The sequence below is a fragment of the Pedobacter agri genome (assembly GCF_032678665.1).
Lineage (GTDB): Bacteria > Bacteroidota > Bacteroidia > Sphingobacteriales > Sphingobacteriaceae > Pedobacter > Pedobacter agri_A.
The window spans coordinates 268,303-287,838 of sequence record NZ_JAVTSH010000002.1; the positions used below are offsets into that span (position 1 = coordinate 268,303).

28 protein-coding genes are annotated in these 19,536 nt (G+C 36.5%); 4 read left to right on the forward strand and 24 right to left on the reverse strand.

What is annotated here, in order from left to right:
* Positions 1-102 precede the first annotated feature (102 nt).
* From R2Q70_RS04670 to R2Q70_RS04685, 4 genes are all read right to left on the reverse strand, one after another.
* On the reverse strand, positions 103-564 hold the full coding sequence (locus R2Q70_RS04670; protein WP_316806489.1) for a MarR family winged helix-turn-helix transcriptional regulator: 462 nt from the start codon (positions 562-564) through the stop codon (positions 103-105).
* A complete protein-coding gene (locus R2Q70_RS04675; protein WP_316806490.1) occupies positions 536-997 on the reverse strand; it encodes an EVE domain-containing protein in 462 nt (153 codons plus the stop codon). Before R2Q70_RS04675 ends, R2Q70_RS04670 begins: the two co-directional genes overlap by 29 nt.
* A 10-nt stretch (positions 998-1,007) precedes the next feature.
* Positions 1,008-1,370 carry a VOC family protein gene (locus R2Q70_RS04680; protein ID WP_316806491.1) on the reverse strand — a complete coding sequence of 121 codons (363 nt, stop codon included), beginning with the start codon at positions 1,368-1,370 and terminating at the stop codon, positions 1,008-1,010.
* A gap of 175 nt (positions 1,371-1,545) precedes the next feature.
* Positions 1,546-1,911 carry a helix-turn-helix domain-containing protein gene (locus tag R2Q70_RS04685; RefSeq protein ID WP_316806492.1) on the reverse strand — a complete coding sequence of 122 codons (366 nt, stop codon included), beginning with the start codon at positions 1,909-1,911 and terminating at the stop codon, positions 1,546-1,548.
* Between the two features lie 98 nt (positions 1,912-2,009).
* Between R2Q70_RS04685 and R2Q70_RS04690 the strand changes: the two genes are divergently transcribed.
* Together R2Q70_RS04690 and R2Q70_RS04695 are read left to right on the forward strand one after the other, a co-directional pair.
* On the forward strand, positions 2,010-2,540 hold the full coding sequence (locus tag R2Q70_RS04690; protein ID WP_316806493.1) for an NAD(P)H-dependent oxidoreductase: 531 nt from the start codon (positions 2,010-2,012) through the stop codon (positions 2,538-2,540).
* 114 nt (positions 2,541-2,654) lie between these two features.
* Positions 2,655-3,077: a PepSY-like domain-containing protein gene (locus R2Q70_RS04695; RefSeq protein ID WP_316806494.1), complete on the forward strand. Its 423-nt coding sequence runs from the start codon at positions 2,655-2,657 to the stop codon at positions 3,075-3,077.
* A gap of 57 nt (positions 3,078-3,134) precedes the next feature.
* Here R2Q70_RS04695 and R2Q70_RS04700 read toward each other — a convergent pair whose 3' ends face one another.
* On the reverse strand, positions 3,135-3,554 hold the full coding sequence (locus R2Q70_RS04700) for a VOC family protein (RefSeq protein WP_316806495.1): 420 nt from the start codon (positions 3,552-3,554) through the stop codon (positions 3,135-3,137).
* Positions 3,555-3,599: 45 nt separating this feature from the next.
* Positions 3,600-4,028 carry a hypothetical protein gene (locus R2Q70_RS04705; RefSeq protein WP_316806496.1) on the reverse strand — a complete coding sequence of 143 codons (429 nt, stop codon included), beginning with the start codon at positions 4,026-4,028 and terminating at the stop codon, positions 3,600-3,602.
* Between the two features lie 103 nt (positions 4,029-4,131).
* On the opposite strand from R2Q70_RS04705, the gene R2Q70_RS04710 reads away from it, so the two are divergent.
* Entirely contained in the window at positions 4,132-4,320 is a 189-nt protein-coding gene (locus tag R2Q70_RS04710; protein ID WP_316806814.1) for a winged helix-turn-helix transcriptional regulator, read from the forward strand.
* Here R2Q70_RS04710 and R2Q70_RS04715 read toward each other — a convergent pair.
* Together R2Q70_RS04715 and R2Q70_RS04720 are read right to left on the reverse strand one after the other, a co-directional pair.
* Entirely contained in the window at positions 4,261-4,578 is a 318-nt protein-coding gene (locus R2Q70_RS04715; RefSeq protein WP_316806497.1) for a nuclear transport factor 2 family protein, read from the reverse strand. The two genes, R2Q70_RS04710 and R2Q70_RS04715, sit on opposite strands and share 60 nt — an antisense overlap.
* A gap of 21 nt (positions 4,579-4,599) precedes the next feature.
* A complete protein-coding gene (locus R2Q70_RS04720) occupies positions 4,600-5,394 on the reverse strand; it encodes an SDR family oxidoreductase (RefSeq protein ID WP_316806498.1) in 795 nt (264 codons plus the stop codon).
* A 125-nt stretch (positions 5,395-5,519) separates the two neighbouring features.
* Between R2Q70_RS04720 and R2Q70_RS04725 the strand changes: the two genes are divergently transcribed.
* Positions 5,520-5,879: a winged helix-turn-helix transcriptional regulator gene (locus R2Q70_RS04725; RefSeq protein ID WP_316806499.1), complete on the forward strand. Its 360-nt coding sequence runs from the start codon at positions 5,520-5,522 to the stop codon at positions 5,877-5,879.
* Between the two features lie 42 nt (positions 5,880-5,921).
* On the opposite strand, the gene R2Q70_RS04730 is transcribed toward R2Q70_RS04725, so the two are convergent.
* The 16 genes from R2Q70_RS04730 to R2Q70_RS04805 all read right to left on the reverse strand — a co-directional run bounded on the left by R2Q70_RS04730 (position 5,922) and on the right by R2Q70_RS04805 (position 19,525).
* Positions 5,922-6,830 (reverse strand): helix-turn-helix transcriptional regulator, encoded by a 909-nt coding sequence (locus tag R2Q70_RS04730; RefSeq protein ID WP_316806500.1) that lies wholly within the window; start codon positions 6,828-6,830, stop codon positions 5,922-5,924.
* Between the two features lie 35 nt (positions 6,831-6,865).
* Positions 6,866-7,726 carry a Bro-N domain-containing protein gene (locus R2Q70_RS04735; RefSeq protein WP_316806501.1) on the reverse strand — a complete coding sequence of 287 codons (861 nt, stop codon included), beginning with the start codon at positions 7,724-7,726 and terminating at the stop codon, positions 6,866-6,868.
* Positions 7,727-7,824: 98 nt separating this feature from the next.
* A complete protein-coding gene (locus tag R2Q70_RS04740; RefSeq protein WP_316806502.1) occupies positions 7,825-8,181 on the reverse strand; it encodes a hypothetical protein in 357 nt (118 codons plus the stop codon).
* 38 nt (positions 8,182-8,219) lie between these two features.
* On the reverse strand, positions 8,220-8,999 hold the full coding sequence (locus tag R2Q70_RS04745) for an SDR family oxidoreductase (RefSeq protein WP_316806503.1): 780 nt from the start codon (positions 8,997-8,999) through the stop codon (positions 8,220-8,222).
* A gap of 193 nt (positions 9,000-9,192) precedes the next feature.
* The gene (locus tag R2Q70_RS04750; RefSeq protein WP_316806504.1) at positions 9,193-10,233 is read right to left on the reverse strand and encodes a hypothetical protein; all 1,041 of its coding nucleotides are present in this window, start codon (positions 10,231-10,233) and stop codon (positions 9,193-9,195) included.
* Positions 10,234-10,328: 95 nt separating this feature from the next.
* Positions 10,329-10,883 (reverse strand): hypothetical protein, encoded by a 555-nt coding sequence (locus R2Q70_RS04755; RefSeq protein WP_316806505.1) that lies wholly within the window; start codon positions 10,881-10,883, stop codon positions 10,329-10,331.
* The gene (locus R2Q70_RS04760; protein ID WP_316806506.1) at positions 10,870-11,742 is read right to left on the reverse strand and encodes a hypothetical protein; all 873 of its coding nucleotides are present in this window, start codon (positions 11,740-11,742) and stop codon (positions 10,870-10,872) included. Before R2Q70_RS04760 ends, R2Q70_RS04755 begins: the two co-directional genes overlap by 14 nt.
* A gap of 236 nt (positions 11,743-11,978) precedes the next feature.
* A complete protein-coding gene (locus R2Q70_RS04765; protein WP_316806507.1) occupies positions 11,979-12,611 on the reverse strand; it encodes a class I SAM-dependent methyltransferase in 633 nt (210 codons plus the stop codon).
* Positions 12,586-13,341: a hypothetical protein gene (locus tag R2Q70_RS04770; RefSeq protein ID WP_316806508.1), complete on the reverse strand. Its 756-nt coding sequence runs from the start codon at positions 13,339-13,341 to the stop codon at positions 12,586-12,588. Before R2Q70_RS04770 ends, R2Q70_RS04765 begins: the two co-directional genes overlap by 26 nt.
* Before the next feature lie 437 nt (positions 13,342-13,778).
* Positions 13,779-14,420, reverse strand: coding sequence for a DNA alkylation repair protein (locus R2Q70_RS04775; protein WP_316806509.1), 642 nt, complete (start codon positions 14,418-14,420; stop codon positions 13,779-13,781).
* 188 nt (positions 14,421-14,608) lie between these two features.
* Positions 14,609-15,427 carry an AraC family transcriptional regulator gene (locus R2Q70_RS04780; protein ID WP_316806510.1) on the reverse strand — a complete coding sequence of 273 codons (819 nt, stop codon included), beginning with the start codon at positions 15,425-15,427 and terminating at the stop codon, positions 14,609-14,611.
* Between the two features lie 14 nt (positions 15,428-15,441).
* Positions 15,442-16,332, reverse strand: a complete 891-nt coding sequence (locus R2Q70_RS04785) for an SDR family NAD(P)-dependent oxidoreductase (RefSeq protein ID WP_316806511.1) — start codon at positions 16,330-16,332, stop codon at positions 15,442-15,444.
* Positions 16,333-16,630: 298 nt separating this feature from the next.
* Positions 16,631-16,978, reverse strand: a complete 348-nt coding sequence (locus R2Q70_RS04790; protein WP_316806512.1) for a hypothetical protein — start codon at positions 16,976-16,978, stop codon at positions 16,631-16,633.
* A 189-nt stretch (positions 16,979-17,167) separates the two neighbouring features.
* A complete protein-coding gene (locus R2Q70_RS04795; RefSeq protein WP_316806513.1) occupies positions 17,168-18,247 on the reverse strand; it encodes a cell division protein ZipA C-terminal FtsZ-binding domain-containing protein in 1,080 nt (359 codons plus the stop codon).
* A 179-nt stretch (positions 18,248-18,426) separates the two neighbouring features.
* Positions 18,427-19,071 carry a hypothetical protein gene (locus tag R2Q70_RS04800; protein WP_316806514.1) on the reverse strand — a complete coding sequence of 215 codons (645 nt, stop codon included), beginning with the start codon at positions 19,069-19,071 and terminating at the stop codon, positions 18,427-18,429.
* Positions 19,072-19,081: 10 nt separating this feature from the next.
* A complete protein-coding gene (locus R2Q70_RS04805) occupies positions 19,082-19,525 on the reverse strand; it encodes a DUF1569 domain-containing protein (protein ID WP_316806515.1) in 444 nt (147 codons plus the stop codon).
* Between the last annotated feature and the right edge of the window lie 11 nt (positions 19,526-19,536).

A 19,536-nucleotide genomic window follows, 5' to 3' on the forward strand; every position in this document is an offset into this window, starting at 1 on the left:
ATGATTACAGCGAAGGCTTGCGTTAAAATGCAAGCCTTCGCTTTTCTAGGTTTTAAAAACACTGCAAGTTTAAAATCTAAATAAAAATAAGCTGATGGGTAGTTATATAGTTTTATTTTGATCAATAAGTTGTACCATATTTTTGTTGAATAAAGATAAGTTGGTATTTAAAGAAGCAAAGAAATCCTTATCCGCATTTTCTACCTCAACAAGTCCTTTCTGCAAAACATTTTCACCATCAGGAGTAAGCCGAATTGTTTTCGCTCTGGTGTCAGTTTCGTGTTCTTGTCGCGTGATAAAACCTTTCTCCTGTAATGTTCGTAAAACCTTCGAAACCATCATTCTATCGGCGTTACTCTGGTTTGCGATGTCAATTTGCGTAACCGCACTGCTTGTTTTTGAAAGCCAGCCCGATGCAGCAAGTAATACGAATTGGGTCTGTGTCAAATCCAACGGGTCTAAAACTTTCTTTAATTTACGTTGCCAAAGCATGGTAAGCTGCCCGAGCAAATAACCCGGACTATCGTTCGGGGTTTTAAACTGAAATTCTATTTCTTTCGCCATATTGATGTTGAAGCATTTTTGAAGATATTAACTTAAAATCGTTTTGCTTAATTTCAAAGAAACCAAATCGAAATGGATAACCCCAACTTTTTTTGTTTGGAATGAAATCTAAATCATCTATCAGCGGAAGAATTGAGACGTTCTTACATTCAAAAAACTCCATTTCACGTCGGGACGGGCAAAAGTCTTCCGAAACTTTAACTGTATAAGTTTCTTCAGTTATTACTTTTCCAATGGCCGTAAATTCCTGACATTTATCTGGTTTTCCCATCGTTTGTTTTCCAGAATAATAGATGACGGAATCTCCTTTTTTCATTCTCTTTAAAGGTGAAGATTTTCCGTGGCATGCCTGAGCAATCCCTTGTGCTACACCTACTTCAACATGATCTTTGGATGCCACAATTATCCAATATTTTGCTTTATGATCAATCATTACAAGCGTTTTAAATGGTTTCCAAAAATGTAATCACATAATCGTCGGGATCTTTCGCCATTAGCGTTCTTCCAAAGGGCGTATTGTTAATCGTTCCAACCAATGTTACTTCTTTAGCGATCAGCTGCTCTTGTAACTCCTCAATTTTCTCATCAATAGCAAACCAAAGCGAGGTGCCAATACCTAATTGTTTTCCTTCAATATCTCCAATTGGCGTTCTTATTGCAAAACTAGCTTCGCCTTTATTGTAAGTGAAAACACAGGCATGTGGATTACTCATTTCAGAAAGTTCAAACCCTAGTTTTTCTGTATAAAATACTTTTGATACCGCTAAATCCTTAACCTGAAGCGATGCAAATTCTAATCTTCTCATGATAAATTTATTTTGTTGTCACAAATATAGTAATCACGACAACAAAATAATTAATTTTTTTGTTTTTATTTTAATGAGGTGTTGTTCTTTTTTTAAATGAATAGAATAGACGTTGATATTACAGCAAAGGATTGTTTTCAGAAAAGGGCCAAAACAATATCCTTGAGAATAAAAATTAAGCTTCCTCAATCAAAGCCTTATGTTTTTCTCCCCAGTTTTCTAAGGCCTTAATAATTGGTTTTAATTCGTAGCCGATGGCGGTGAGTTCGTATTCTACCCGTGGAGGTACTTCTGCATAAACCGTTCTGGAAATAATTCTATTTTCTTCGAGTTTACGTAACTGGAGCGTCAGCATTCGTTCTGTAATATTGGGCAAATTTTTTTTCAATTCGCTAAACCTCAACTTTCCCTCCAATAGCCAGGAGCAAATTACCAATGTCCACTGGCCGCCAATAATATTAGATGCATAAGCTTCGGGGCATTCATCTGCCAGTGCTTGTTTATTGGCGAAATTGGTTGATGTCTCCTTAATCTCTGTCATACTTACATTTTATATAGTACATTACAATAGGCTGTTGATACAACAAAGCTACGGCCAGGGCATTACTTTTGTTTCAAATAAGTTAAAATTTTAATAAGATGCAAACATTAATTATTGTCACTCATCCAGATATTAAGAACTCTTTGGTAAATAAAAGATGGATTGAAGCACTCCGCCAATTTCCTGATCAGTACGTGGTGCACCAACTTCATGAAGCCTATTCAGATGGAAAAATAGACGTTAAGGCAGAACAGAAACTGATGGAAAAATATGATAAAATCGTGTTTCAGTTTCCTTATTATTGGTTTAACAGCCCATGGTTATTAAAAAAATGGTTTGATGAAGTTTTAACGCATGGTTGGGCTTATGGAAGTAAAAGTGGCTATCCATTATCCGGAAAAAAGATTGCGCTGGCGATCTCACTGGGTGTTGGTGAAGATGAACTTCGTCCTTCAGGAACATATAAATATCCTTTAGCAGAACTTACCCGTCCGTTTGAGCTTAGCTTCGAATATGTAAAAGCAGATTACCGACCGTGCTTCGCCTACTATGGAATAGAATATCAATCCACGCCAGCGTATATCGAAAAAAGTGTTCCACTCTATCTGGAATTTTTAAAGGCTTTGTAATTTAGTATTCCGCGTATTCTCTTTGCTTTAGTTAAAGATGAAAGGTCAGCTTGTAGGATGCAAACATTTGATTTGTTCTAATGTTATTTTAATATGAATTATAAAAGCACAATTATGGCAGCATTTCTCTTAGTTGGAGGAATTGCCAGTAGCAATGCTCAGGATATAGATCAAAGTAAAGTTCCTGCTGCGGTAAAAGCCGCTTTCGCAAAAGCCTATCCAAAAGCAACCGATGTAGATTGGGAAATGAAGGGTGGAAATTATGAAGCTGATTTTGATCTGGCTAAAGTTGATCACAAAGCCACTTATACGGGTAGTGGTAAAGTAGTTTCATTTGAAAAAGATATTCCAAACGGGCAGTTACCGGCTGCAATAGCAAAAAGTATCAAAGCTAAATATCCAAAGGGTAGGATAGATGATGTAGACTGGGTTAATACCGGAGGTAAAATTACATACAAGGTAGATATTGAAGGTACTCCTGATGTAAACGTTTGGTACGGTGCTGATGGCAAGTTTATTAAAGAAGTTGCTGATTAATTAGCTAAACTGCAGCCATTGACAACTTAATGGCTGCGGTTTTTTCAGTTTATGTTATTATCCTGCGGGTTGATCTGTCGGAAATTTAGACATATCCATAAAGAAAATTTCCCAGGTATGTCCGTCAAAATCTTCGATGGTTCGTTGTTGCATAAAACCGTAATCCCTGATTTCATTTGGTTCTGTTCCGCCGGCTTTGAGGCCATTTTCAACAATATTGTTTACTTCATCTACACTGTCTACAGCTAGTGAGAAAAGTCCTGCTACCGCCGATTTGGTATCGGCGATGGGTTTGGTTGCAAAAGATGAAAATTTTTCGTGCGAAAGCAACATCACAAAGATGTTTTCGCTCCAAACCATGCATTTGCCGGCATCGTCTGAAAACTGAGGATTGTTTTCGAAACCCAATGAGGAATAGAAATCCATTGATTTTTGAACATCCTTTACTGCTAAATTAATGAAAACTTGTTTTGCCATATCATGATATATTTTGGTTTACGTTTTACAATTTATAAAAAAAAATCATCGGTTTGTAGTTCGAGATTTCAATTTTGCATGACTGTTATTATAGATTTTACCTTTTTTAGGGTGGGTGAATTTGATGGCAGACCAGGTATCGTTTATACTTAAGCAAGTGCTTTCTACCAATCCAAATGCATAACCATTTTTAATCACTTTCGGTAAAGACAAATCTGTATGCAGTTGGCCGCCTTTGGGCCATGAAACCCAAAGCATGCCATCCAGTTTCAGGTGCGCTTTTAACTTAGCGAAAACAGCTACCTGTTCATCGCTTTGCGTTACAAATAAGTGAATATAATCGAACTCGCCGGTTAAGGTTTCAATCAATACTATATCAGGGAGAACAATTGATTCCATTGCATCTTCAGGAGCATTCATTAAAAACGTTTTTGCGTTTTCTTTAATTCCCATTTTTTGTGCTACCGTTTTCATTTAATTCAAAAATTATCAAAATAACTATGTTGTTGACTCACAACTTGTACCCTTACGCTAATTTAACAATAATTGATTTATTTGGGAGAATTGAAATTTCCTCCTGAAAGTTGATGCGCAAAATTCTTTTCCCGAAATACCGCCTAAAGTAGAATATACCTTAACAGATTTGGGAAAATTATCGCCTGTGATCAACCAAATTATTCAATTTGGCCTGCAACATCAGTTTCGATTATCCGGTAATTTTCAAAGATTCAATCAAATCATTTTTGATTTCCAGATGGTAGGATAAAACAATCGGGCTTCCCGGGAAATTTCCTGAAACTTCTGCTTTTAAAATTTCTTCCGCAGGCAAGTAATCGATTGGTTTCATTACCGCCTGATATTCTTCATTGGCTTTTTTAATCCATTGTTCGATTTCTGCTTTTCCTTGATGTGTTTTTCCTTCATCAAAAACTACGGCTGTTTCGGCAAAACAGCTGGCGTATGCCTGGCTGTCGAAATTGTTCTGCGCCTCTGTTAAATTTGCGATTACTTTTGGTAAGTTCATCTTTTCTTTTTTTTATGTTTATTAAATGGTTGGTATTGTTCCGCCGTCAATTACATATTCGGTTCCTGTTAAATAATTCGCCCTTGGCGAAACTAAAAAGCCAACAAATTCCGCTACTTCTTCCGGTTCGGCCGGTCTGCCGTACGGTATGCCACCCAACGCAGCTACTACACCTTGCTGCGCTTCCTCAACAGAAATTTTTGAATTTTCGGCAATGGTTTCCAGCCACACTTTTACATTTTCTGTCCTAATCCATCCTGGTGAAACCGTAAGTACGCGAACACCTTTTGGTGAAACTTCGTTGGATAAACTCTTACTGTAATTTCTCAGTCCCGCTTTTGCAGCTGCATACGGCAAAGTAGAATCATACAGCGGTAGTTTACCCTGAATGGAAGCGATATGAATGATCACGCCACTTTTTCGATCGATCATTTGTGGTAAAAAACCCCTGTCTAACCGTACAGGAGCAAGTAAATTTGCCTGTAATGTCGATTCCCAATCTTCATCGGTCAACACGGTAAAACCACCCGCTGGCGTTGACGAAGAACCAAGATTATTCACCAAAATATCAAGCTTTCCATAAGTTGATAGTACTTCGCCGATTACTTTCTGTGTTCCTGCTGCCGCACTTAAATCAGCAGCAATAAAGTGCAGGTTGCTGTTTTCGTTTTCAGGCGCATTTCTTGCCGTGATGATAACGGTTGCTCCAGCTTTCTGCAGTCGTTCGACAATGGCTTTGCCGGCACCTTTGGTACCACCTGTCACCAATGCTATTTTGCCTGCTAACTCATTATTAAAATTAAATTGCTGTTCCATGTTTGTCTTTATTTAGCACAAAATTGGGGCATACAAGCGGTTTAGGCAAGTACGGAAAATCGAATTGCATAGGGATAAATTTTTCCCCTATTGCACAATTTGGAACATAGGATTACTTTTGTTTAATGAAGGATAGAAAAATTCCGTTAAACCTAAATTGCGGGCTCGATTTGATTGGCGAAGTGCTTTATGGCAAATGGAAAATCCGTTTGTTGTGGTTTATTAACCAGGGCCATCAGCGCCCAAGCGAACTGCAGCGCAAAATTCCAGATGCTTCCCGTCGAGTCTTAAATATCCAGCTAAAAGAACTGGAGGAACATGAACTGGTCTCAAAAATTATTTATCCGGTTGTACCTCCAAAAGTAGAGTATTCGCTAACAGAATTTGGAAAAACGTTAATTCCGATAATTTCCGCTTTAGGTACTTGGGGCGATAAAAACGAAGAGCGATTGAGAAATCTAATTTTAAATGCACCTAATCGATAGCTGTATAAGTAGCGCTTAATTTTATAGAAATCTTGAGATTTTTTAGTTAAAACTTGATCGAAACTCCAAAGGGGAACTAGCTGTTTTGCTCTTAAATAATTTGTTAAAGCTCTGAGAGTGCTCAAAACCTAACTGATAAGCGATTTCGGAAACTGATAACGCTGTTGTAGAAAGTTTTTCTTTAGCCTTTTCGATAAGTTTTTCATGGATGTGTTGCTGCGTCGATTGGCCGGTTAGTTGCTTGAGTAACGAGCCCAAATACTTGCTGGATATGTTTAATTTTTCAGCTATAAATTGTACGGTAGGCAAACCTTTAGAAGCTAAATCTTCATTATTGAAATAGTTGTCTAAAACGTCTTCCAACTTGCCTAAGATTTGATGATTGGTAATTTTCCGGGTAATAAACTGGCGCTCGTAAAAGCGTTGTGCATACGTAAAAAGTAATTCCAATTGAGCGATGATCACATCCTGGCTAAATTTATCGATATTGGAATTGTATTCACTTCTGATGTTTTCGATAATTCCAGTCATCATCGTTTCTTCCTTGTCGGAAAGAAACAAGGCCTCGTTAGTTGCGTAGCCAAAATATTCGTATTGTTTTATCTTTTTCGCTAAAGGTGTGTTCCATAAAAAGTCGGGGTGGATAAACATCATCCAACCTTCCAGTTTTGGCGGTAACCCACTTTCTTCGCCACGCAGAATTTGCCCGGGCGCCATAAATGCCATCAAACCTTCATCAAAATCATATTGCTGTTGACCATACAACAAATGATCACAACCTCGCTTTAAGGACACTGCGTAAAAATCGAAAATAACAGCGTTTACATTGGTGTCATTGCTAAATTTAGAAACATCTACAATGCTAATTAAGGGGTGGTTGGGTTTTTCTATTCCAGCCAAACGGTGAATTTCTGTGATGGATTTTATACGGTGGAGGCTGTTATTTTCCATTAATAAAAGTTCTAAAGCCTGAGAATTTGATAAATTTAATTTTTACTTTTTTTATTGTTTGTTTTATCTGTTGCATCTTGCAAATTAAGGGTTGTTTTTGCATTCAGCGATGTTACTACTTTTTTACCCGTTTTGGCCTCCAATTCCATTCGGGCAACCTTGGCGACATTCCCACCTTGTCGAGCTACTTTTTTACTTTCGTTAAAATCTTCTGGGTTCACAGCTTGCGAAATATCTTTTGTGGAAGCTTCCGCAAGCATATTTAAAATCAGCTCTGTATTGGTCATATTATCTCTTAGGCTTTCTTTTTTCAAACCTTTAAGTATTTTATATTCTTTGGTTGTTTTGCCTGCCCAAGTCTTAGTAATAATATCAGTTAAGGTGGCAAATTGTTGCCCTTCTTTTAATCCTAGCTTTTTCCATTCGTTGGTAAGTTCTTTGCGAATTTCAATACTTTTCAAGCGTTGATTAATCCAGTTTTCTGAATAGCCTAGTTTTAGATATTGTTCCAAAGCTCTATCAATAGTAATTTCCGGGTCTTCCATTTCGTCCAATCGCTCAGATGCTAATTGTGCTAACCACAATTTAAAAGGTTCCGCTTTTGGAGACGGAATGGACTGGATGAGTCGGAAAATCTGCTCAGTATCAGCAACATCTGTAAGTCGCATTTTACCGTCTGGTGCAGTCATCTTCAACTGTCCGATTTTTTCGGACAGTTCACTTCCTTCTCTTTTGAGTTTGGTTTTTAGGTCGTTCCAGTATTTTCTGGGCCTGTCTGTTTGCGTCAGTGCTTCTATCACATCAATTATAGATATGTACCAAAGTTCTTTCGTCTCATCCCAATGAGTACGAACTTCATTTTGTTCGAATATTTTGATGGCGTTTTCTTTTGTCATTTTACGTTTTGCATGATAGCTAATCTACAAAAAACTCAAGTACTTTTTTGAATAAGTATCTATCTATTCATGATTAAATAAGACAAAGAAACATCAGGTCAGGATTTCAAAAATGGATATTTCAACCAAATTAATACCAAAGGCATAATTAAAAAAGGAATTTCCATTGCGACCATTTTAAAATTTCCAGCTCTTACGGCCAATGCCATAATTACCACAATGGATAGGGCATTGAGCACATTACCTAAAAAGAAAGTTTTCGGAATAAGCAACAAAACACCGATTAATAATGTGAGTCCACCAAACACTGGAATCATCGCTTCGCTGATGCCCAGCTCATTCATCATTTTTAAAGATTCAGGGTGTTTTTTATAATTCAGCGTGTCCCAACCGTGTTTAAATGCCAAATATACTGAGGCTAATAGTAGTGCTAAAGAGATTATACTTTTTATCATTTTTTTAAAATTTGAATACCAATTTATTGAATTTCTTATTAATTTTTTTGAAGTTTTTTAATTGCCTTAAATTCCCGGTGTCCAAAATTTAACAAGACATTGGGAACTAATCGTGTAGCCAATTTTATAATTCTGATGGGAAAAGGTTTCAGTTCCTTTTTGTCTTTTAAAAGTCTTTCGATGGCAACTTTTACCATTTTATCGGCAGTCATCATCATTGCCGGGTTAGGTTGTTTAACCCATTCGTTTTGTAAATTGGTTTTTACCCCTGGCGGAATCATCTCAAATACTTTAACATTTGTGTCTTCCAGTTGCAGTCGCAAAGCCTGTGTGTAGGCACGAACCCCAGCTTTTGTGGCGCTGTAAATAGGGGCAGGAGAATAGCTCATAAAAGCGATGCCTGAAGTAACGTTTACAATGCCTGCTGATTTTTGTTTAAGCAAATGCGGTAAAAACTGATGCACCATTTGAATTGTACCCGTAAGGTTAGTGGCAATTTCCTGGTTGATGTTTTCCAAATCCAGCGATTGATCCTGCAGGTCTATCAAACGCATCATGCCTGCATTATTGATGATGATGTTTAAGTCTGGGAAGAGCGGAGTCACTTTATCAAACAATTCTTTGATGTCTTTCGGATTACTTACATCACTTTGAAAGGTATGTACGTTTGGAAACATTTTTTTCGTTTCATTTAACGCTTCCAGTTTACGTCCTGTCACAATTATTTTGGCTCCAATTTCGGTGAGTTGTTTTACAAATTCTAAACCCATTCCGCTGGTTCCTCCGGTAATGAGGATGGTGCTGTTTCTTAAATCCATTTTTCTGATCTTTTGTTAACCCAAAGTTCTGCAGAAAATAGAAAGTAGATGTAGCCAAAAGTCGCATGGTTGTAGTAGAAAGGACGAAAGCGAATTTTGTTAATTTAATGTTCAAACAAAAGCATCTACTTCATACTAGAGCTATAGATTATGTTGTATCGTGACAGCAAGTAGCTGATTTTAGTATTAAACATTATTTTGAGTTTTTCTTAATTACATAAACTCCTTTTTTTCCGTTTTCGTGAAAATTGGTGCTGTAATCATATGTCAGAAAGCCAACCTCGCTTTCTTTGGCGTAATTTAAAGGCAAGCTAAAAAGATAAATATCACTCTGTGTACTTTCTCCAAAGCCATTATGCTGGTAAGCTACCGTTTTAAAATTTAATACGTTGTTACCCATATTTAACTCATAGTAGCCTGTGCCGTAAAAAGTATTAGGGATGCCGGGATTGTAGTAACCTTCGGTGGTATACTTTTCCTTAGCAAAGGCCAGTGTGTTTAGCGCTCCAAACGTTTGATATTTAAGTTTTTGGTCGGGAAAAAATGAAAAATCTGAATTGTAAGGCGTAATGTACTCGTCCGTATGGCGAAGTTCATTAGAATAAGTTGCCTTTGCTACATCTTTTAAAAAATGTTCTTCCTGCCATTTATGTGGTATTCTTTTGTTCCCTATTTTACATTCGATTTTTGGACCTTCGGCAAACACATACATCGGACCATCGTTTAAAAAACTGTAAAGTTTCGTCCATTTGCCCTCATTTCGAAAATAAACGCATTGCGCATTTTCCATATCGGTATGCCAGCCATAAAGCACTATATCTGCAGTTTGGAACCGCTCCTTAAAGATGTTCTCCCATTCTTCTGGCGTTGTATTTTTATCACGATTGAACACTTCGCTAAATGGTATCGCAACAGGTTTATCGGCAGAACAATCGTAAATGCCATTGGCGCCGATAACGAAACAGTTAATCGCTTCTACAAAATTAAAAGCATTTGTTTCTTTGAAATTGAGCTCAAAAACATTTTCTCCTGCACGATCTATTTTTATTAGATGGAACTGCCCATTGTTTTCGAAATCGCTAAGTAGAAAGAAATTTTGTTGAGGGAAATAGCGAATGTTCACATTTCTGGTTTCAGTAAGCCGGTTCATCACATAGTGGCTTCCCCGCAGTTCATCACCTAATTCAGAAAACTGCTTATATTTTGCCTGGTTAGAAAGTAATTTGGGCGACAAATTTATAACTGTGAAACGGTCAACGATCAAGATGATCAGAAGAAAAAGAAATATGAACAATATCATTTTTTTCATTTTGTTGGCGGATAAATTTTTTAATATACTTTACTTCCGGCAATGGTAAGTATATGTTCTGTTTTAATAGAAGGGCAGCACCTTCCATCAGTTTCGGCATAAGCTAGTTTTTCTACGTAAATTTTTCCTTTTTTTATTTGTACGAAACTGAATAAATAATCCGGTTCGTAACCTGCTATTACTTTAACTGCAGTTCCTGTATTTTTATAAAGCGTTAAACCCTGCGCAACTATGGTATTTCCTCCTTCATTTGGCGCCAGCGAAAAATAGATGGTAATATCTTCTATACCGTCTCCGGTAAAATCGCCGGTAAAAGTATCTTGACTATCTACATAAGCGTGGTGTGCATTAAGCATTGTTGGCAGATATTGCTTAAATTTCGTTTCTGCTAACTGGGTTGCTTCCTTTAAGGTTAATTTGTGTTTCTTTTCAACCGTTACCTGTATTGGCTTTTTTGCCTTCAATTCAGTATCTTTTTTATCCGCTGATGGATGACAACCTAATGCCATAAGGGTTGCTAACATTAAAGTAAGGAAACGTTTTTTGGTGATCATCAGTGTTTTAATAATACTCAAACTTCATTTTTTTAACCATTATACCATCTTTAGGGTTTATGATGATATAAACAATGCAATTTTGCTGTTGATCAAACTGTTTATAAACTTTTACGCTTTTATCATATTTACGTTTAAATACTTCATTTTTTTCTCCGCTTTTCGAATGCCAAATTTCTTTGCTTACATCGCCTAAGTGATCATATTCAAACTGCACACGGTTTTCTAAGCTTCCATCTTCATTGTAACGTTGACTTTCAATTTTTTGTCCGTATTGGTTATAGGTATATGTATTGTCAAATCGAAATTCACCATCTTCAGTATGCTGTGTGCGCACCTGATTTTTATCATCGAAGTAGCTATACAGCCAAATTTGTTTGTGATATTGTTGTTTAACTAGATGGCCTGCACTGTTGTATTCAAATTTTGTGTCTCCGGCAAAGTCGAAATCATCGCCAGATAGCCTACTCCTAATGACGCTTAATTCGCCCTTTCTATCGTAAATTAAAGCGTCGATGTTTATGCTTTCACTACCAAATCTTTTGCCAAAAGATTTTCTTTTAATCACGTTGCCATTTTTATCAAAGTCAACTGTACAGTCGTTATCCATTTCGGCCAGCATGGGGTAATCAGCTTCTTCATTTCTATCAAATACCTCGTATTTACTTATGTCAATAACCGAATCTTTCGGCAGATAAACCGTTCGTTGCGTTACTGATTTCAGCTTTCCTTTTAACCCATATTTTTCGGCCGTTTGATGAATTTCATCTTTAGTTGCCTGGTAAATACTTTTAGGCTGAAGGGGAATGTGTTCCACTTTGTTTTGAGCGCAACTTTGCAGGCAGATTATTGTAAATACGGCAGAGATAATTGTTTTCATCTTTATATGCTAGTTGACAGTTTTGTAATTAGGGATGTTTTTCAGGCATCACCATAATTAAAAATAAGCATAGCATTTTTAAGAAAACCAGTTAATTATAATCCGCGGCAAATTGTAAGCTTTCTGCCGAGTTTAAGCTATTATTCGCAACAAGAGGAAGTTGACGAAATGATTAAGCAGTAGTGTTGTCTTTTGGTAATTGAAGAATTACTTGCTGGGGTAGATTTTTTATGGAGTTATTTTTTCTTGGCTGTGATTATGGTATGAATTTCAGTTTCCGCTACTGTTCTTCGATATTCTACTTTCAGCACATGAAAGTCTCCATATTTGTGAGCTGTAAGCTGTTCTTTCAAGTCATTGAGATGATGGAAATAAAAAAAACTTCTTTCGCCATTGCTTGCTATTTGAAAGCCCGATTTATTTGGCTCACCTTCTACAAAACTTATATAAATGATTCCCTTAGCTGCTTGCAAATTACTGCAGTTCTTAATGAACTTTAAACTATCCGATTGAGATAGGTATGGCAAACAAAAACCACAAACAATCCCATCAAATTTCAATTTTATTTGGTCAATTTTCCTAACGTCCATCGATTGAAAACTTGCCCTTGGATTATTTTTTCTGGCAAGTTTTATCATATTAGGTGCAATATCAATCCCTAAAACATCAAAGTCTGGTCTTTTCGATAACAGATACTTGGTAATATTGCCCGGACCGCAACCTATTTCTAAAATTTTAGCGTTTTTTTTTGGAATGGAATTACAAATGAGGTCATAACTTTCGTTGTATAAGTCTAAGTCCATGAACTTTTCCTGATAGCGTATTGCTACTTTGTTCCAGGTTTCAAAAGTTTCTTTGTATCGATCCATCACAACTCTTTTTGTAAACGTTTTGGTTTCTACTTGTATTTTTTGATATAGGTTTGAAATCGGGTAACTTCTTATCTTTGTAAATTTCTACAAACTGCGAAAATTGGATATATCCATATTTACGAGGGTCAGACGCAAGTTTGCTATAATTTTCGGTAATATATTTTTTATAGTCTTCATGCTCAGGTACAGGATTTTTTAAAGTTTTGAGCATCTTTTGCGCATAGTCGTAACATTTTTTTAAATTTTTCTTTTCTTTTACTGATTGCCAGTACAAAACAGCAAACTTATTGGCTTCATACTCACTATCATAGGAATTGTCAAACTTTTTGCCTGCAATAGCAAAAAAGGAATGTCCCAATTCATGTGCAAGGTAAAACCCGTTAAAAAATAACCCGAAAACCTCTTTACCTTCGGTTTCCCCAACAGCAACGTCATGAAAAAATTTTTTTTGCGGGGTGATAACTTCATCCCAAAATGGAAGATTTACCGTGTTTTTTTTATAATTAATGAAAATGAGGTTTGGTGTTGTGTTTTTAACCGCAAAATTTTTGCTTAGATCGATTTTAACATCCGCTTTAGAAATTTTCTCTGCCAGTTGCTTAATAATTTTATCAGCATCTGTTACCAAAGCAATAGAGTCGCGATAGGTGCCAAACCATTTATCGGTCTGCGCAAATGAAAGTTTGCATAAACAAACTAGCATTAAGAGGGTTAATGTTCTTTTCATCGTCATATTTGGTTTAAAATTTCGTTTTTTAAATGATGTCGGAAGTTACTGCCATAGCGAAGCCAGAAACAAATCTTAATTCTTTCAAGTACCTTTTTTAAGTTTTGTTATTTAGCTCGCATGCTAGGAGGGGGCGGCTTGAATAAGAGAGCGGATCGGAGCGAAGACTGATATCTAAAATACAAAAAAAATATCCGAAGCACAAAGCATAAATTTAAAGCCTTATTCCCCATTGCAAGGGTAGAAAAAATAGGAGGGAATATATTAGGAGGACGCAGATGGAGAATGGCAAATCTTCAATATCGTCATTTATGCCTTGAATGTGAATAATTTGGAGCTGGGTGATGTGGAGCGGAACTTGAAAAGTTTCTTTATCCCGCCTGATGCCAAAGCCTTATGAGTGAAAAGCTTTTTAATTGTAGATTTTCTGCTCAAGTTTACAACTTTCTCTTTTCGCACTCAATGGCAATAAATTCCGGTAAATAGTCGGGGGTACAACCTTTTGAAACCATTTGTTCTTTGTAGAGTCCTGTTTTTTCTCCTATTGCAACACAACGATTTCGATGTTTTTTTTCATAAACGCCAATCCAACCTGTTGTAAAATTCATTGCCCACTGCACTTCTGGTTCTTCGTTTTCAATTTCCTTTTCAATTTTAAAAAGTAATTCTTCACTATCTGGTTGTATTTTCCCCATCCAACGCAAACGAGCCTGATAGTACCAATAAACCCTTCGCTTTAGTGAAGAAGGGTTATTTTCCCAACTTGTTATCAAAGCAGTGCTTGCTTTGTCTTTCATCAGTTGGTTTGCCATTAGCCAGTCTATAAGTTGCAGTTTTTCACTGTCTTCATGTTGATTAATGTCACTGATTAAATCGTCAATCGCCTCCTCTGAAAGTTGTTTTTTGTCCATGATGAGGATTGCCAATTGCCTGGCAAAAAAACCTGTTGTTGCCCAAAGTTCCATTGCCAATTCATGGTCATTTTTAATGTCTTTAGCAATGATTCGCAAATCCCCAAGTTTGGTATTTATCCCACCAATTTGGGTCAATATTTTTTGAGCTTTGGTTGAAGGTTTCATTTCAAGGTCGGTTTATACGGTTGAAGCAAACGTTTTGAGGCTTTGCATTAGTGAGAAAATACATAACCTGTCAATCTTACACAAAAGTTAGTTAGCACTCCGAATATCCGAATTTAATTTTTCTGGGCCAACTTCACAAAACACATATGCTGATAAGTTGCTTCTGTGTGCTGTCGCTTTCAGAAAAATTATTTTAATCTTGCTACTTCAGTTGGTGCATAACCAAATTGCTTTTTGAAAGCGTAAGAAAAATGGGATAAGCTTTCAAATCCAAGTTCTAAAAAGATTGAAGATGGTTTTTTGTTATATTTTACAATTTGGTAGTGTGCTTCCTTAAGCCGTTTGTGCTGTAACCATTGTCGGGGCGGTAGTTCAAATGTTTTTTGAAAATCGCGTTTAAAACCCGCAAGGCTTCTGCCCGTTAACTTTGCAAAGTTTTCAATCGGGACGTTAAATTTAAAGTTGCTCTGCATAAATTTTTCTAAATCAATTTTATGTGGCTCAGATAAGTCGAAAAGAAAATTTTTTAGTTCAGGTTTTGCAAGCAATAAAAGCTCTATGGCTTCTTTTATCTTTAATTCACTTAAGGGATGGTTAATGTGTTTCGGATTTAATGTATAAGGGATTAATGAATTAAAAAAGCCTTTTAAATAGGCGCTTTCGGGCAGAAGAATATTTGACTTGCCATGATATTTAGCTGTGGTATCCAATTGTTTTTCCAAAGCATATTCCCGCAAAATATCTTCTTTCAAGATAAACATCAAAGCCTTGTAATACTCGTTGTTTTTTGGCGTTTTAGTAGTTTTTACAAATTGGTGCTTTCTTACCAGGTATATTTCGCCAGACCTTGCCGTAATTCTATCGCTGGAAGTCTCAAAAGTCATCTCACCCGAAAGCTGTAACAATAAAACACTTTCCATAAGCAAGTTATCATATTCCGTTTCTTTTGCGGTTTCCAAAGAATAAACTATGGCCTCTGTAAATGGGTTTTCTGTATGCTTTTTCATCTTTAATCAGTTTTCTATTCAGGAAGCGCTACCATTTTGGCACTTTCTATCCATAATAAATCCCTTATGCTGTCGTCTTGTGCAAGATGAGAAATATTTGGAAATGTAAGTTTCCCTTTTACAAGTGATGCATAAATTTTGTCGCCTGGTAACGTAACTTTTCCTAATGCAAGTTCTGCCAAAGCCTCGCCAGAACGTTTTGCTGTGCCCATAAAGAAAGCAGGCTTAAACATACTGATAAAATAGAATAATGGGCGAATGACAGGTAGCAATATCTTTGTAAATGCCGATTGTTTGCCCATTAGGGATGTATCTCCAGTTAAGCCCGGGTTATAGGCAATTACACGAACACCATTGTTGTGCTTCGAACCAATGGCTAAAAGGGAACGTGCCGTAAGAAGATTACAAAGTTTCGTAGCTGCGTAAAAACGCATACCTTTCGGACTATTTTCATCGGGATAAGCCAATGCTTTAATGTCTAATGTTTTAGGTCCGAAAAAAATAACTTCAGGGTCGTGGGCATCACTTGTCGTGATCACGATTTTACCACCTTTTGCCAAATTTGGAAACAGTAACCTGGCCAGCAAATAATGAGCGAGATGGTTAGTGGCAAATGTCAGTTCAAATCCCTCGTTACTTTTTTGTATATTGTCAGTTGCCTGAATACCTGCATTTAATATTAAAATTTCGATTTTAGTATTTCCCAATTGTTGTTTTACTTCTTCGGCAAAATTACGAACGCTTTCTAAAGAAGAAAGATCAAGCGGAATAACTGCTGTTCCTTTGGGTACATCACGCCCTTTTCCACGTGCACCAATGTATATTTTTGTGTTAGCTAATGCTGCAAAATGTTTTAGGGCTTCAGCACCAATACCTGATGTTGCCCCTGTCATTACTATTGTCATCGTTTATTAGATTAGTTCGATACAAAGTTGCAGTTAAAGTGCTTGATAAACTTTCCTGTATGGCTCAATTTTCTATCCTGTACGGCTCATCTGGCATAAACTTTGGCAGGGAGCAACCTTTTCAAACATAATTTTTTTATTCTGCTGCGTTTGCCAATGGCCAGATTGTAGCTCACTGAATGGGAGGGGATTGGAGCATAGCTTTTAACGATTTTAGATCGGGAAATTTTCAAATTTAACTCGAAGCTGCTTAACAAAAAAAGCTGAAGTTTTCGCTTCAGCCTCCGTAACGCAAGACCTAAAGCCCTGTAAAGATGTCTGTAATTGAATTGCTAAAGATATATAAAACAGAAATTACCGTAGCTGTAATTAGATACGATTTTGAACGCCCGATTTCAAGCTTTTTAAAGTTATAATACATTGCTATTGTACAAAGCAATAAAATAAGAATTAACGCTCCCCAGTTTTCGATAAAGATATGTATGGGCATTTCAGATACCTTATCAAACGACGCACCTTCTCCATATATTGCCCAATATATTAGTGGAACGCCAAGCATATATAGAAAAACACAAATGAAAAGAGCTAGGATGAAGACAATTGATAAATGTCCGAAAGAAGTTTTTGCATTAATAATTTCCTTCATTTGTATTTAGGGTTAGAGATTTTGCAGTTGTTTATAACATTTCTGGGCTTTGCGAATGGTGCTTCATTTGAAAACCGTCAGCCCAACCCTGCACAAAAAGCCAAATAGGATTACAAATGTTGAATTTACAACTAGCTACCCCACTATTGCCAAACCGATGTTATGTGCTGTACATCTTTTGTTGATTGACTAAAACATTCTAAGCGCCTTGTCGGAACCCGCTTTTAAACCTTTTTGTTCCATTCGTTTGATAAACGCTGATAATTCTCTTTTTTCCTTTTCTTCATTAAGTGGCTTCATATTTCGGTCAAGTATTTGTCCGCCCAATCGCCTATGACAATATTTGACAGAGTTTAGCATAATCTCATAAATATTTTTAGGGTCTGCACTTCTTGGTATTGAAAATCCGAAAACTAAGTTTTGTGGGTTCATATTTCCGTCCTTTATTTCTTCGGGAAAAAAATAACCTGGCTCGGTCGTTGTCCAAACGCTAAAGTGTTGGTCGTGTCCATAATTTTTTTCGTTGCTCCAATGGAACAAGTCTCCATCTCCCCATTTTAAGCCTACACTTTGTAAAGCGTCCCACATTTCCAATCCTTTGAATTGTTTGTCGGCTTGCAAGACTATAACAGCGTCAAAATTGAATTCTTGATTTAATTGTACAAGTTTTTTTGCTTTTAAAATTGCTGATTCAAGTGTTTCAGTTTGCTCAATGCTTAATTTAGTTGGATACTTTTTTATTCTTTTTTCTAATTCGTCAATATAGCGTTTCAGTTTTTGAGGTTCATAGGTTGGATTTTCTTCATTAAATACTTCTTGTACATCAACTGCTACTTGAAGTTTGCTATAAATTTCAGGTGTTCCACCTGCATCAGCATATGTCCATCTATTTTCTTCATTTGAAAAACCATAAATTGTTGAAGAGAATTTGCTTCTCCAATCATAGTCAAACATCTTATTAAAGTCTTCCTTCTTAAATGAAGCACCATCTGCTGAAATTAAATTGATTATCCACTCTCTTTCAGGGTCAGCTTTATATTCAGCTTTTTCTTTCTGCTTATTTATGTTGGGAATTGAAAGTTTATTAGTGTCCAAAATATATGAAGCACCTTCTGAGGACTTGTTAAGATCTAAATTTTTAAGTCTGTTGTCGCTTTGTGATTGTGGCGAAATGAAATAATTGTCTAACCCTGATTTTGGCTTCTGTCTGAAAAAAAAGTAGGCAATAACTGCCAACACTAAAAGTCCTAAAAGAATGTATAGCGTCATTCTGTTCATTTATTGTAGGGTGTCAAATTGTATAGCATACAACGGTTTCGGGCTTTGCAATGGTGGGGCAATCGAAGCACAAAATCATCAATTTTGCACCAAAGATAAATAAAATTACTAAAGTTGAGCCTATGTTGGTCAGCCCCTAAAATGCTAATACCTTGTTGGCGTTATTACAGTTAGTCGGGTCTATTGCTCTTTATTGTCAAAATATGAGATAAAAAAACAATCGGAACGATGAACGCAGGTAAGTAGGTAAACGGAAATTGCAGTAAAGCAATATTAGGTTGGTCGAACGCCAATTGTTGTAGAGGCAATGGCGATGAAAGTATGGCAATGGCAACAATGATTATCAAGAATACGAGTCCAAACATATTCCAAACTAAAATGAATGTTTTGGAAAGTCTGTTTTTGGTAAGCCATAAATACACCAACAAAACTATTGAAGAGATGCCCATTATAATATCAAAATTGTATCCTTTAAAAGTCATTAAAATAGGAACTTGCTTCTGCAGGAATAATTGATAAAGCACCAATTCAATTGGCAGTCTAAGTGTATGGACGGCTATTAAAAGGTTGGCATTTCGCTTGTCCTTGTTAACTCTTTTAAATAGAAATACGGATAACAAAACCGCACCTAACAGCACTAACAAAAATCTTGGTGGTTTTGCCAAAGTGTTTGTAAAATATCCGCTGTAGGAAATTACACCAACAACGAGTATCCATAAAATACTCAAAAGCAAAACCTTTTTGTCTTTTCCTGTTGCATAATAAAACAACAGTAGCGACAAAAGAGTGATGCCAATAAAAATGAATGGTAACATCGTAATTTATTTAATTCCCAAACTGCCTTAAATGATGGTCGGTATGTTTGTACACATAATTCCCAATTTGTTCTGTTGTCATTTTCCCGAAAAACGGATGAATGAATTTATTGTTTGAAAACCTTGCGTAGCCTTGTAACAATTCAATCCATTTTGCCTTTTCTGCATCAAAGTTTCCTGTTCCCGTAATTTTCATTTCGGGATGTGTCGGTTGGTTTTTCTTCATCGGATCTTCGTTTTTGAGAATACCTTTTAAAGCCATAACGCCAAATAATCTGCCAATAAACAAACGCTCATACTGCTTCTTTCCCTGAAACATTTCTTCGCTCAAGGTGCAATGTTTCAGCATTTGATAAGCATCCATTTTGCCCCATTGAGCTTGGCTGTTTGCTTGTAGTGAGTTTATTCTACCCACCAATTCGCCAACGGTTTTTGTGTCAAATATCGTCTTCATTTTCAGCGGAT